12 protein-coding genes, 1 tRNA gene and 1 other RNA gene are annotated in these 12,678 nt (G+C 71.7%); 7 read left to right on the top strand and 7 right to left on the bottom strand.

Annotated features, from left to right (window positions below; genetic code table 11):
- Positions 1-82: 82 nt before the first annotated feature.
- Positions 83-172, bottom strand: an RNA gene (gene ffs / locus FHX75_RS17885) — signal recognition particle sRNA small type.
- Positions 173-253: 81 nt separating this feature from the next.
- Here ffs and FHX75_RS17880 point away from each other — a divergent pair.
- A tRNA-Ser gene (locus tag FHX75_RS17880) sits at positions 254-338 on the top strand.
- Positions 339-404: 66 nt separating this feature from the next.
- Here the strand turns inward: FHX75_RS17880 and FHX75_RS17875 are convergent.
- A complete protein-coding gene (locus FHX75_RS17875) occupies positions 405-653 on the bottom strand; it encodes a flavin reductase (protein ID WP_154941286.1) in 249 nt (82 codons plus the stop codon).
- Positions 650-895 carry a hypothetical protein gene (locus FHX75_RS17870; protein ID WP_154941285.1) on the bottom strand — a complete coding sequence of 82 codons (246 nt, stop codon included), beginning with the start codon at positions 893-895 and terminating at the stop codon, positions 650-652. The genes FHX75_RS17875 and FHX75_RS17870 overlap by 4 nt, the downstream gene beginning before the upstream one ends.
- A 195-nt stretch (positions 896-1,090) precedes the next feature.
- On the opposite strand from FHX75_RS17870, the gene FHX75_RS17865 reads away from it, so the two are divergent.
- From FHX75_RS17865 to FHX75_RS17840, 6 genes are all read left to right on the top strand, one after another.
- Complete coding sequence (locus FHX75_RS17865; protein ID WP_154941284.1) at positions 1,091-1,858, top strand: helix-turn-helix domain-containing protein; 768 nt, start codon at positions 1,091-1,093, stop codon at positions 1,856-1,858.
- A complete protein-coding gene (locus FHX75_RS17860; RefSeq protein ID WP_154941283.1) occupies positions 1,849-2,040 on the top strand; it encodes a DUF397 domain-containing protein in 192 nt (63 codons plus the stop codon). Before FHX75_RS17865 ends, FHX75_RS17860 begins: the two co-directional genes overlap by 10 nt.
- A gap of 88 nt (positions 2,041-2,128) precedes the next feature.
- The gene (locus tag FHX75_RS17855) at positions 2,129-2,320 is read left to right on the top strand and encodes a DUF397 domain-containing protein (protein ID WP_154941282.1); all 192 of its coding nucleotides are present in this window, start codon (positions 2,129-2,131) and stop codon (positions 2,318-2,320) included.
- A gap of 158 nt (positions 2,321-2,478) precedes the next feature.
- Positions 2,479-3,093, top strand: coding sequence for a hypothetical protein (locus FHX75_RS17850; protein WP_154941281.1), 615 nt, complete (start codon positions 2,479-2,481; stop codon positions 3,091-3,093).
- 32 nt (positions 3,094-3,125) lie between these two features.
- Positions 3,126-3,620 (top strand): hypothetical protein, encoded by a 495-nt coding sequence (locus tag FHX75_RS17845; protein WP_425463517.1) that lies wholly within the window; start codon positions 3,126-3,128, stop codon positions 3,618-3,620.
- 378 nt (positions 3,621-3,998) lie between these two features.
- Positions 3,999-6,320, top strand: coding sequence for a hypothetical protein (locus tag FHX75_RS17840; protein WP_154941279.1), 2,322 nt, complete (start codon positions 3,999-4,001; stop codon positions 6,318-6,320).
- Positions 6,321-6,468: 148 nt separating this feature from the next.
- On the opposite strand, the gene FHX75_RS17835 is transcribed toward FHX75_RS17840, so the two are convergent.
- The 4 genes from FHX75_RS17835 to FHX75_RS17820 form a co-directional block, all read right to left on the bottom strand.
- The gene (locus FHX75_RS17835; RefSeq protein ID WP_154941278.1) at positions 6,469-7,905 is read right to left on the bottom strand and encodes a YncE family protein; all 1,437 of its coding nucleotides are present in this window, start codon (positions 7,903-7,905) and stop codon (positions 6,469-6,471) included.
- A 228-nt stretch (positions 7,906-8,133) separates the two neighbouring features.
- Positions 8,134-9,774 carry an FG-GAP repeat protein gene (locus FHX75_RS17830; RefSeq protein WP_154941277.1) on the bottom strand — a complete coding sequence of 547 codons (1,641 nt, stop codon included), beginning with the start codon at positions 9,772-9,774 and terminating at the stop codon, positions 8,134-8,136.
- A 275-nt stretch (positions 9,775-10,049) separates the two neighbouring features.
- On the bottom strand, positions 10,050-11,690 hold the full coding sequence (locus tag FHX75_RS17825; protein ID WP_154941276.1) for an FG-GAP and VCBS repeat-containing protein: 1,641 nt from the start codon (positions 11,688-11,690) through the stop codon (positions 10,050-10,052).
- Positions 11,691-11,859: 169 nt separating this feature from the next.
- The gene (locus FHX75_RS17820; protein WP_154941275.1) at positions 11,860-12,657 is read right to left on the bottom strand and encodes a DUF3152 domain-containing protein; all 798 of its coding nucleotides are present in this window, start codon (positions 12,655-12,657) and stop codon (positions 11,860-11,862) included.
- Between the last annotated feature and the right edge of the window lie 21 nt (positions 12,658-12,678).

Genomic DNA, 12,678 nt, shown 5'->3' with positions numbered 1-12,678 from the left:
CATTCTGCGCCGGTCAGGCGCGGGTGACCACCCACCACCCCGTTACCTGACCCGCAGGTACGGTACCGGCACCCGGAGACAAAAAGGCCTCCCGTGCACCCGGCAGAGCTCGCTTATCCTTGCTGCCTTCCGGCCCTGGGGAGGTTCACGAGGTACCGCCGCACGGGAGGTGACACCAGCCTACCCGACTCCGGGTGGATCATCAGGGGGTGGTGGGGTGGCCGGCCCGCCGGCGACCTGTATCCTGGCTCGCGGAGGATTCGCCTAGAGGCCTAGGGCGCACGCTTGGAAAGCGTGTTGGGTTAACACCCTCACGAGTTCGAATCTCGTATCCTCCGCTCGACAGAGCGACACGAAGGGCCGGCTCCCGCACGGGGCCGGCCCTTCGTCGTACGCGAGAAAGGTCACCCGCGGGCGCGGGCCCAGGAGACGAACCGGTCAATCAAGCCCGCCGGGGACGTACCGGGGTCGGAACCGGCCAGTTCTCCGGCGGCCTCGGCCTGGAGGGTCGCCAGGTAGACGGTGAGCGCGGCCCGGTCGTGGCGGTACTCGGCGAGCAGCCGCAGCTTCGCCGCCGAGCAGGGCCAGGCGATGCCGCACGCCTGGCAGCGCCAGGTGGGTCGGGTGGGGACGTGCTCCCGGCGGCGGCTCACCGCGACGGCACCTCGACGGCGACGGCCCGGTCGACCCGGACGAACGCGAAGCGCTGGCGGATGCGGAGCGTCCCGTCCGGATTCACCTCGTGGCCGCGCAGCTCGGCCCAGAGCGCCCCCTCGAACCGGCCGACGCTCAGCACCTCGGTGATCCACAGGGTCAGCGGGCCCTTCCCGAAGCGGTACGCGTCGGCCGGGACACGGATCGTGGCGCCGACGGTGACGCGGGACCTGGGCGGCATTGGGCGGGCCTCCTTCGCGGTGGAGGGGCCGCCCCGCCTCCCCGTCGAGACGGCCCCTGACTGACGCCGGCCGCCGGGCTCACTCACCTCCACCGGCCGCGCCGTCCTCTGCGAACACCCTTCCGCGCGTCACCGGACAGGTACACCGCGTAGCTATATGGTCGGCGGATATTCGAGACATCCGATGGAGGGGCCGTGAACGACGCGCTACGGGCGGCGCTGAGCGACACCGGGCACACCACCGAATCCCTCGCCGAACGCGTCGGCGTCGACCCGAAGACCGTCGCGCGCTGGCTGACCGAGGGCCGCATCCCGCACCCTCGGCACCGCTTCACGGCGGCCGAAGCCCTCGGCCGGGACGTAGCGGACATATGGCCGGACACATCTAGACGTCGGGACCCGATCTGGTTCCGCCCCTGGCAGGAGATCGAGCGCGAGGCGGTGTCGCTGCGGTCGTATCAGTCGGTCGTGCTGCCGGGCCTTCTTCAGACCGAGGCGTATGCCCGCGCCGTGCTCGCCGGCGGCGGCGTGTTTCCCAGGGGCGATGTCGAGCGACACCTGGCGGCCCGGCTCGCCCGTCAAGGCATCCTCAAGCGGGACGACCCGCCGCAGTTCACGGCCGTCGTCGACGAGGCGGTCCTCCGCCGTCCGGTCGGGGGCCGGGCGACCATGCACGAGCAACTGCGGGCCCTGGTCACGGCGTGCGCCGAGCCGCACATCCGGGTGCACGTCGTGCCGTCCACGGTGGGCGCCTACGCGGGTCTCAATGGACCCTTCGTGATCGCCACCAGCCACGACCACCGGGTTGCGGGCTACCTCGACAACCAGCTACAGGGACAAGTGGTTAGCGACGCGGACGACATCGCGGCGATACTGACAGCGTGGGAAGACGTGCGCGGCGAGGCGCTGTCCCACTGGCAGTCTGTCGACCTCATCACGGAAGTGGCGGAGACATGGACCTGAACAACGCGCGGTGGCGCAAGAGCAGCCGCAGCAGCGGCAACGGGGGCGACTGCGTCGAGGTCGCCGACAACCTGCCCGGCATCGTCGGCGTACGCGACTCGAAGGACCCGACCGGCCCGGCGCTCGTCTTCGCGCCGGCAGCCTGGCGCGCGTTCGTCGCCCGGGTCGCCGAGCGGGCCTGACCCGAGCCTCAGCGGGAGCGCCCGGCCCCGAGGGGTCAGGCGCTGTCCCGCTGGCAACCAGTCGACCTCACCACGGAGTGGCGGAGACATGGACCTGAACAACGCGCGGTGGCGCAAGAGCAGCCGCAGCAGCGGCAACGGCGGCAACTGCATAGAGGTCGCCGACAACCTGCCCGGCATCGTCGGCGTACGCGACTCAAAGGACCCGACCGGGCCGGCGCTGGTCTTCGCGCCGGCAGCCTGGCGCGCATTCGTCGCCCGGGTCGCCGAGCGGGCCTGACCGAACCTGAGCGGGAGCTCGGCCCCGACGGGACGGGGCTCCGGCCAGCACGGGGCGGATGGCCGACGATCCGGCGGGTACCGTCCGGTTATCTGCGGCGGCACCGGATCCGTCGTACACATGTTCCATCCACAGCCTGTGGATTCCGGAGGGCTCGGATGAGTTACCAGCTCAGCGCCGTCGTCGCGGACGTCGAGCTGCTCCGCGAGCAGACCGCCGAGCTGGACCACGCGGTCCTCGCCGCGCTCCGGCAGGACTTCGCGCTGCTGCCGGTGACCCCGCAGCTGGTGCAGGAGCTGACCGGCGCGCTGCCCGACTTCGCCACCGACGAGCCGAGCGCGGAGCAGCCGTTCCAGTTGCTCCTCTCGCCGGCGTTGACGGAGCTGCTGGCCCGCTGGTCGCGGCGGGGGCCGGTGGCGTACCTGGAGGCGGAGTTCGCCGGAGGGCTCGGCCACCAGGCGGCGGTGGTGTGGCTGGGTGGCGAGGTGAGCTGGGGGCCGCGGGTCGACCGGCTCCTCGACGGGCCGCGCGCCGAGTGGCCGATCAACGCGGCGCTGGCCCGGTTGGGCGCCGAACCCGGCCCGTGGATCGACCCCTTCGCCGAGCTGGGTCTGCACTTGGAGCGGCACACCGACGGCTGGCTGGTCCACGGACGGCGGGGCCTGTCCGCCGACTACTGGGACGAGCTGGCGGAGGAGTGGGAATACCGGCAATCCGGCGAGGAGCAGCAACCTGAGCGGCCCGGTTCCGTTGGGGACTGGGGGATTCCATGAAATTGCGACAATTCGTATTCATTGCCACGCTGCTGACTGCTGCCTCGATCTCGGGGAGTGGTGTCCGTCCACAAGGGCCGAACGTACCGGCCCGCCCGGTCGGCGACACCGCGGTGGTCCACCTCAGCGGCCTGGCCGAGATCGAGTTCGGCGACACCGAGCAGGAGCTGTCCCGCCGCGGCGTGCTGCGCGCCGAGGCCGACGCCTGCGGGCCGACGCTGGCCGGACACGGGGCGGCCAGCCCGATCTTCGTTGACGACCGGCTGGTGCTGCTCTGGTTGGACGACCCGATGAGCACACCGGAGGGGATCACCGTCGGCACGCCGGTCGAGGAAGTGCTGACCAGCTACCCGGAGGCGATCCGGCTCGACGCTCCACAACAGACGTACCGATTCGACGGGCTGCTGGCCCGCGACGGCGACCGGGCGTACCTCTTCCTGCACGACGGCACCTCGGTCCGGGAGATCATCGCCGGGTACGCGGACTGGGCCCGCCGGCTCTTCGACGAGGGCTACGGCCCCTGCTGAACCGGCGACTCCGCCGGCCCGGCGGCCGATTGTCGAAGATCAGCTTCCGTGGAATCATCTCCTCGCCTGCGGGTTCGCCGTGCGGCACTTCATGGGGGAGTTGATGTGAGGACAACCCTGTCCGCCCGCCCGGAAAACCGGAGCAGCAGGGGAATTCCACGGCTCGCACTGGCCGCCGCAGCCGTGCTGACCGTCCCGACGTTCCTGGTCGGACCCTCCGCCGGTCCCGGCGCGACCACGCCGGCCGCGGCCGTCACCCGTTCGTCCACCGCCACCACACCCGCCGGAGCCGCAGCCCCGGCGTCGCCGCCGACCGCCACCGCGACCGCCCGGGCCTCGTCGCCGACCGCTCCGGCCCCCGCCGTATCCCCCACGCCCATGGCGTCGTCGGGAAACACGGTGGCCGGGCTGACTACGGAGCAGACCCGTACCCGGTCGGCCACGATCGCCCCGGCACCCCGGCAACCCCGCTCGTTCTGCGGCGGCAAGCTGACTTTCGGCACCGTGAACAACTGCGGGCTGATCATCGGCCAGGCGCAGGACACCTGGACGTTCAGCACGACCGCCGACTCGGACGTGCTGTACCTCCAGGTCGTGGAGCGGTCCGGGGTCAGCCTCACCATCCGGGTGAACCACCAGGACGGGTGGAAGGCGTGCGAGATCAACGCCTACCACGAATACCTCGACGAGTGTCGGCTCGGTCCCGCCGGCCCATACACGCTCACGGTCAGCACCACGATCGGCAGCGGGAAGGGGGGCTACACCCTTGCGGTCGAGTCGAGGCGGACGCCGTCAACCTGCGAGCAACTGCCGGCGGACGCCTTCTCGTGGGCGTCGGCAGGGTTCAGCGGCACTCTCTCGGCCGGATCGGCCGCTCGGTGCTTCACGTTCGACCAGCCACTCGGGAGCAAGCTGTTCATTGCCGAGCCGCACCTGCGTGATCTCACCGGCCTGCGGGCGGAGATCACGGACGCGCGCCACCAGCAGCTCTGCCAGTCCCACGTCACCTTCGCCGATTGCACGCTGAACTCGGCCGGGCCGTACCGGGTCTTCATCGAGCACATCGACGGCATGGCGACGGCCTACAACCTCAGGCTGCCGCGCATCTCCCAGGCGGTCGGCTGTCCGACGCTGCAGCTGGCCCCGTTCGGCGACCCTGGCGCGGCCGTCGGCCGGGGCCGGTTGGAGCCGAACGAGCGGGCCTGCCACTCGTTCTCCACCACCACCGCCGCTCAGGTCGCGGTCCGCGTCGACCCGTCCGCAATGGAGTGGAGACTGTACGACAACGGCGGGCGGTACATCTGCGACCAGTCCTCCGTCGAGTACTGCAACCTGCCCACGGCAGGGCGGTACACGCTGCTGCCGTGGAGCGGCAACGTCACCGGGGCCCGGGACTACCAGGTGGCGGTGACGCCGCTGCACCACGTCGACGGCTGCGGGGCGAGCACCGGCACCTCCTGGGACCAGCCGACCCTGCACGTACGGCTGACCTCGCCGGTGCAGACCAACTGTCATCCGTTCCAGGGCAGGGCCGGTGACCGGGTGGTCGCGTACACCGGGCCGCTCGAGACGATCGAGTGGCTGGTCGACCAGAGCGGTACCCGGATCTGCACCAGCTTGTCCCCGAACGACTGGTCCCCCGGTGACGGCGGCTGCGTGCTCCCGGCCGACGGCACCTACCGGATGATCTGGTTTCCGTCGCGGTGGGTCTCCGACAGCCTCGACCCGACGTACCAGGTACAGATCCGGCGGCTCACCGACGCCGCCGGCTGCCCCACCCTCGTGCCCGGCAACTACGACGCCGCGCCGGCACTGACCGGCATCCGCTGCCGCGCGGTCGAGATCGCGGAGGCCGGCGACTACCGGCTGCGCACCGTCAGCGCGACTAACGCCGACGTGTGGAGCTGGGTGTACGACCGCGAGGGCCGGGCGATCTGCATTCCCGACCGCTGCACCTTCCCCACCGCCGGCCGGTACCTTCTGGTGTTCGAGCCGCAGGGCGTGGTCGAGAACAACGTCGAGCACGCCGCTGCGCTCCTGCCCTGGGCACCGTCGGGCTGCGCCACGGTGTCCGACACCGGCTGGCGGGACGCGCCGCACCGCGGGACGTTCCGGGTCGCCGGGCAGGTCAACTGCCTCCAGTTGGCCAGTCCGGCCGGCTCCCACATCGCGCTGTCAGAGCCGGTCGAAAGCTTCTACGACCGGCGGACGGCGACCAGGGTGGTGGACGCCACCGGCGCCGTAGTGTGCGACTCGCCGAAGGGGTACAGCTGCGAACTGCTCGGGCAGGCACCCTTCTTCGCCCTGATCGACAGCGTCATCAACAAGCCCACCGCCACGTACGCGATGGCCTTCTCCAGGGTCGACGGGCCGCCCCCCTGCCCGGTACTTCCGAAGAACGCGGAGACCGCGGTGACCACCGGGGCGGACCGCTTCGTGGCCTGCTTCTCCATCCCGGCCGACCAGCACGCCGCGATGGAGAGCTTCACCTGGAAGCGGACCGCCGGCACCGGAGTCGCCGACGTGTCGGTCTTCGACGGCCGAGGCCCCTGGATATGCGGCCGCCAGGGCGGACTCGAAGCCGAGGCCACCCGCACCTGCAGCCTGTTGGACGGCCCCGTGACAGTGCTGATCGAGACGGACGGGAAGGACGCCACGTACCGGCTCACTCACCGGGACGCCAGCGCCCCGACCACGTGAGCATCGGTGGGCCGGCCCTGCGGGGCCGGCTCACCGACGAGGCCGTACCCGCGAAGAAACGCCCGACCGGTCCTCACGGACCGACCGGGCGTTTTCGCATCTCAAGAGCGGTGGCGGCGGAACCTACGGGTGGCGCCCCGGCGTGGGGTCACCGTCGCGGCGCGACCCCGGTCGCCGGTTGCCGGGTCGTCGCGGTGGTGAACAGGGACACCTGCACGGTGACGGACCGGCTGGACGCCAGGTGGCCGGCATCCCCGGGGAAGGTGACGGTGTAGGTGTTCGCCCCGCCGAACCGCGGCGTGTCGGTGAAGGAGAACGTCCCGTTCGCGGTGGTCGTGACGCTCGGCAGGACGTGGGTGCCGAAGCGGTCCCGCTTCGCCACCTGGAGCGTCCACGGCGACGACACGGCGGCATTGGTGAACGCCAGCTTGCCGGTGACCGTGATCTTCGTCCGGTACGTGCTCGACGGCGCCGACAGGGTGAGCGAGGACTCGGCCTTCGTGAAGTCGGTCAGCAGCCGCAGGGTCGGGTTGGTCCCGGTGTGGTCGGTGGTGACGGCGTAGAGCGTGCGGTTGTCGGCGCTGACCGCGAGGCCCTGCCGCTCGACGTGGGTGTCCGTCGGCAGCTTGTAGCTGCGCACCAGGCTTCCGTCGAGCCGCTCGACCCGGATCGTCGAGGACGTCTCCGCCGACCTGTTGGTGTTGGCGACGACGACGAAGGAACCGTTCGGGGACGTCGTCACGGCCGTCGGCCAGGTGCCGGACGGGTACCCGCCCGCCGCCGACAGGTCCGTCGTCGAGAACGCCACGTGCTGGGTGGCGGCCGCGGTCTGATCGCCGTTCAGAAATGAACAGCCCAGGATCACCCTGCTCGCGTCGGGGGTCAGCGCGGCGTCGTGCAGGCCGGTGCAGGTGTCCGACGGCATGGACGCGACCAGCGCAGGAGTACCGGACGAGACGTCGTACACGGTCGCTCTGCCCGAGGAGGGGGTGGTGACGGAGGACCGGTCTGCCACGAAGAGCAGATCCGGGTCGGCCGGGTTGCTCCGCAGCAGCGGGGGGCGGACGAAGGTGCCGTTGAGCGGCAGACCGAGGGCCGTGACCGGCGCCGCTCCGCGCAGGTCGAGCGAGCCCAGCAGGCCCTTGCCGTACGTGCAGCCGTATCCGAAGTAGAGCTTCCCGCCGGCGGGCGCCAGCCAGGTGGGACAGGTGCCGGCGCCGATGCTGTAGCGACGGGTCTCGGTCAGCGTCCTGGTGTCGATCGCGGCGATGGCGCCCGCCTCGATGAGCGCCACGTGCAGCGTCGCCCCGTCCGGGCTCAGCGCCATGCCGGAGGCGTCCGGCAGGTTCGGGATCGTCGTCTGCGCACCGCCCGTCAGGTCCGTCACCCGCACGCCCGACCCCGTTCGGCCGGGGCTGAAGAAGAGGTGCCTATGTGCGGAGTCGACGACCAGCTGCGCGTACGTCCCCATGCCGAGCCCGACGGTGCTGTCGGCGTGCGCCGCGCCGGAGCCCAGCGGCGATGCGATGCCCAGCGTCGCGCCGAGCGCCACGACCATGAGGCGTGCCAGCTGCTTGACGCGCACGTCTCACCCCCTCCAGTTCAAGATCAATGGTTACGTGCGGAGCAAGCTTAGGGGTAGGTACGGCTCGGCGAGGCCCCGCCGACACTTACGAGCCGAAGGCAGGGAGACCGGCCGCCGGGTCAGCTGAGCTCTTCGTTTCCGACGGTGGTCGTAGGTGGGGCACCGGACGGATGACGAACGCCCGGTCGGTCCCGGTGGACCGGCCGGGCGTTCGCCCAGGTGGGGCCGTCAGAAGATGCCGCCGCCGCTCTGCGGCCCGGCGATCCGCAGGCCGTACCGCAGCGGCCAGACCCGGTCGGTACGCACGCTCCCGCCGCTCCACGAGACGAACTGCGGTACGAGTCCACCGGTGGACCCGTGGAACGGGACGATCGAACCGGCCGCGTACCCGGCGGGGTAGCCGGTCACCTCCTCGCCGGTCGACGCCACGACGGCGTCCAGCGGCCCGGTGCCGTTGAGGTTCAACACCGCCACCGACGCGCCGAACTTGTCGCCGCGCTCGACCGTGCCCGGAATGTTCGCGTGGTTCTGGTCGAACGCCTGCGCACCACTGCCGGTGATTCCCGAGGCGGAGCCCTTGAGCAGGGTGACGACCCCGCCCTCGTCGGTCGGGCCGACCTCCTCGCCCGGCGAGCCGACCAGCACGTCCGCCCGACCGTCGCCGGTCACGTCGCCGGTGGCCAGCGCGGCGCCGAACCGGTCGCTGTCCTCCGGCTCGCCCGGCACCCCGGCGGTGCGCTGCGTGACGACCCGGACCGCGGTGGCGGACAGACCGGCGGTACGACCGGTGAAGACCGCGATCAGGCCGCCGTAGACGTGCGGGGTCTGGGCGCTGGGCGCCCCGGCGACGACTTCACCCAGTCCGTCGCCGTTGGCGTCGCCGATGGCGAGCGTCTCGCCGAGGTACCAGGCGATGGCACCGGTCTGACCGAGCGAGCCGAGGATCCCGGCACCGGTGACGGCCGTGGCGCCGGTGGACGATACGCCGGCCGGGGAACCCCACATCAGGGTGACCATGCCGGTGCCGTTCCAGGACGCCCCGTCGTTCTCGAGGGGAGCGCCGATCACCAGGTCGTGGTAGCGGTTGTTGTTGACCTTCCCGATCGCCAGCGAGTAGCCGAACTTGTCGCCGCGCTCGGCCGCGCCGGGCACCCCGGCCTGGTCCTGCTGGAGGAACTGGGCACCGGTGGCGGTGAGGCCGGTCGACCCGCCGTAGAGGACGGTGACCGACCCGGCATCCGTCTTCGTGCCGATCGCCTCGCCCCACGCGCCGATGGCCAGATCCTCCCGGCCGTCGCCGTTGATGTCGCCGGCGGCCAGCGTTCCGCCGAACCGGTCCTGGCTCTCCGCCGCACCCGGGACGCCGGCCGAGCTCTGGTTGAAGTGCTTCACCGAGCCGAAGACCAGGCCGCTGCTGCTGCCCGGGACGATCCAGACGCCGCCGGCGTGGGCCTTGTTGCCCGCGTCGACCTCGTCCATGTCGCCGATCGCCAGGTCGTCGTACCGGTCCCCGTTGAAGTCGCCCGCCGCCAGTGCCAGGCCGAAGCAGCCGCAGCCGCCGTCGCTGGACATCGCTCCGAAGTAGTAGTCCACCTGCGGGGCGGACGAGTAGCGCACCACGACCACCCCGGTCGGGCTGTACGGCAGATTCGTGTTGAGAGGGTCACCCATGGCGGCCACGTCGTCGACACCGTCGCCGTCGAAGTCGGAACGGGTACCTCCGGTACCCCGTACCGGCGTGGTCGCCTTCGCCACGCGGTGATGCTGGAGGACGATGCCGTCCCGGGTGAGGGTCTGGAAATCGTCCGCCGCCTGCGCGGGCGCACCGACCGCCAGTCCGGCCAGCACGGCCGCCAACGTTGTACTCATGGTCCTTCGGCCCACAAAAACCCCCGATCGTCGTGGGACTGCCCCGACACGCTAGAGGCATGGACGAACGGCGATAACTGGGTGAACGGGCAGGTCGAGCGCCGACCGGGTGGCGCTCTCCGCTGAACGGTCGATGCGGTCGATGCGGCGCCGCCCGGCCCGGGACTCGGCGCGCCGTGCCGATCGGGAATGGCTGCGAGCGGGCGTACCCCGGGAAGCGGGACGCCCGGCCGGTCCTCGCGGACCGGCCGGGCGTCTCCGTCAACCTGAGGTGGTCAGTTCCTTCCGCCGCCGCCCTGCGGTCCGGCGACCTGGCTGCCGTAATGCATGGGCCAGATCCGGTCGGTACGCAGGCTCGCGCCGCTCCACGAGACGAACTGCGGCACGAGCCCGCCGGTGGAGCCGTGGAACGGCACCATCGAACCGGATGCGTACCCGCCGGTGTCGCCGGCCACCTCCTCGCCGGTCGACGTCACGACGGCGTCCAGTGGGCCGGTGCCGTTGAGGTTCAGCACCGCGACCGACGCGCCGAACTTGTCACCGCGCTCGACCGTGCCCGGGATGTTCGGGTGGTTCTGGTCGAACGCTTGGGCGCCGCTGCCGGTGATTCCCGAGGCGGAGCCCTTGAGCAGGGTGACCACCCCGCCCTCGTCGGTCGGGCCGACCTCCTCGCCCGGCGAGCCTGCCAGCACGTCCGCCCTGCCGTCGCCGGTCACGTCGCCGGTCGCGAGCGAGGCGCCGAACCGGTCGTAGCCCTCGGGCTCCCCCGGCACCCCGGCGGTGCGCTGCGTGACGACCCGGACCGCACTGCCGGACAGGCCGGCGGTCCGCCCCGTGAAGACCGCGATCAGGCCGCCGTAGATGTCCGGGGTCTGGGCGCCGGGCGCGCCGGCGACGACCTCGCCCAGCCCGTCGCCGTTCACGTCGCCGATGGCGAGCGTCTCGCCCAGGTTCCAGGCGATGGTTTCGGGATGGCCGGTCGCGGCGCGCACCGCCGCTCCGGTGGCCGAGGTGGCGCCGGTGGACGACACGCCACTCGGCGAACCCCACATCAGGGTGACCATGCCGCTGCCACCCCAGAACATGCCTTCGTTCTCGCGAAGCGCGCCGATCACCAGGTCGTTGTAGCGGTTGTTGTTGACCTTCCCGATCGCCAGCGAGAAGCCGAAGTAGTCGTCGCGCTCAGCCGCACCCGGCACCCCGGCCTGGTCCTGTTGGAGGTGCTGGGCACCGGTGGCCGTCAGGCCGGTCGCCCCACCGAAGAGGACGGTGACCGCGCCGGCGCCCGGCTTGCCCGCGATCCCCTCCCCGTACGCGCCGATGGCGAGGTCCTCGCGGCCGTCCCCGTTGATGTCGCCGGCCGCCAGCGTCGCGCCGAACCGGTCCTGGTCTTCCGCCGCGTCCGGGACACCCGGTGAACTCTGGTTGAAGTGCTTCGCCGCATCGACCACCAGGCCGGCACTGCTACCCGGGACGACCCAGACCCCGCCGGCATTGGTCTTGTTTCCCGGATCCAACTCGTCCATGGCGCCGATCGCGAGGTCGTCGTACCGATCGCCGTTGAAGTCCCCGGCGGCGAGCGCCCACCCGAAGGCAGTGCTACCACTGTCCGGCGTCGCGGCACCGATGAGGTAGTCGACCTGCGGCGCGGACGAGTACCGCACCACGACCACGCCGGTCGCCCCGTACGGCAGGTTGGTGTTCAACGGGTCGCCGGTGGCGGCGATGTCGTCGACGCCGTCGCCGTCGAAGTCGGAACGGGTTCCACCGGTCCCCCGCATCGGCGTGGTCGCCTTCGCCACCCGGTGGTGCTGCAGTACGACGCCCTCCCGCGTGATGACTCGCACGTCGTCCGACGCCTGCGCGGGGGCACCCACCGCCAGTCCGGCCAGCACGGCCACCAGCGATGCACTCATAGTTCTTCGACCCACCAAAACCCCCGATCGTCGTGAACTGCCCCGACACCGTAGAGGGATGGAAGATCAGCGATAACTGGGCGAACGGGCAGGTCGCCCGGCGACCGGCCGGCACCGTCCGCCGATCGGTTGAGCTACGGCGACAGCGACGCGAAGGCGCGGGTCGTGTTCAGCCGAACCGGCCTCGGTCGCGGGGCGGTAAGGGGTCGTCGTAGGCGCCCGACGGACCGGTGTAGCGCTCACCGTCGAGGTACGGCAGGGCGTTCGCGGTGCAGCCGTGCAGGCCCAGCGACTGCTGCTGCATCACCGGTGCCGGTCGGCCCCGACCCGGGCACCGCTCGTGGCCCATGCCGAGCCGGTGCCCGACCTCGTGGTTGATCATGTACCGCCGGTAGGTGGCGAGGCTCGCGCCATAGTGCGGCACCCCCTTCACCCAGCGGGCCACGTTGAGCACCACCCGGTGGCCGTCGCGGCAGGAGGTGTAGCCGTCCGGCACGTCGTGGCACAGCTCGTCACGGGTACCCGGGGTGGCCAGGTAGATGGTGAAGTCGGCCGGCTGACCCCAGCCGACCCGGCGCAGCCGCAGCGTCCCGCCCGCGGTCCACCCCTGCGGGTCGTTCAACGTCCTGCTGACCTCCGCCGCGAACTCGGTCACCGGCAGGCCCTGGATGTCGCGCTCCACCGCCACCCGGTAGCGCAGCAGCCGCCCGGTCCCGCCGGAGGCCGGTGTTTCCGCAGCGGCGCGGTACCACCGGTTGCCGCCGTCAGCCGGATAGCTGATGGCGGCGGCTCGTGGCCGGGCGGTCACCGGTGGCGGCGCGGGGGTGGTGGTGTCCGCCCCGACGGCCGGGGCGGGTGGCTGACCAGCCGCCGGTCGCGCGCAGCCGGTCGCCGCACTGAGCAGCAGGGCTGCCAGCGACAGTGCCACACCGGCGGCGCGGGTCCGACCCGTAGTCTTCGTTGCCATGTGTCTCCCCTCGCCGCGCAG

Source organism: Micromonospora palomenae (genome assembly GCF_007829925.1).
GTDB classification, from domain to species: domain Bacteria; phylum Actinomycetota; class Actinomycetes; order Mycobacteriales; family Micromonosporaceae; genus Micromonospora; species Micromonospora purpureochromogenes.
Note: the sequence above shows the minus strand (reverse complement) of the source record. Positions and strands in the feature narration are given on the sequence as shown.

Bases quoted from the DNA above. Each gene is read 5' to 3' on its own strand.
- FHX75_RS17870 (WP_154941285.1), bottom strand. From the start codon at position 895: ATGCCGCCCAGGTCCCGCGTCACCGTCGGCGCCACGATCCGTGTCCCG.
- FHX75_RS17860 (WP_154941283.1), top strand. From the start codon at position 1,849: ATGGACCTGAACAACGCGCGGTGGCGCAAGAGCAGCCGCAGCAGCGGC.
- FHX75_RS17855 (WP_154941282.1), top strand. From the start codon at position 2,129: ATGGACCTGAACAACGCGCGGTGGCGCAAGAGCAGCCGCAGCAGCGGC.
- FHX75_RS17850 (WP_154941281.1), top strand. From the start codon at position 2,479: ATGAGTTACCAGCTCAGCGCCGTCGTCGCGGACGTCGAGCTGCTCCGC.
- FHX75_RS17840 (WP_154941279.1), top strand. From the start codon at position 3,999: ATGGCGTCGTCGGGAAACACGGTGGCCGGGCTGACTACGGAGCAGACC.
- FHX75_RS17830 (WP_154941277.1), bottom strand. From the start codon at position 9,774: ATGAGTACAACGTTGGCGGCCGTGCTGGCCGGACTGGCGGTCGGTGCG.
- FHX75_RS17825 (WP_154941276.1), bottom strand. From the start codon at position 11,690: ATGAGTGCATCGCTGGTGGCCGTGCTGGCCGGACTGGCGGTGGGTGCC.
- FHX75_RS17820 (WP_154941275.1), bottom strand. From the start codon at position 12,657: ATGGCAACGAAGACTACGGGTCGGACCCGCGCCGCCGGTGTGGCACTG.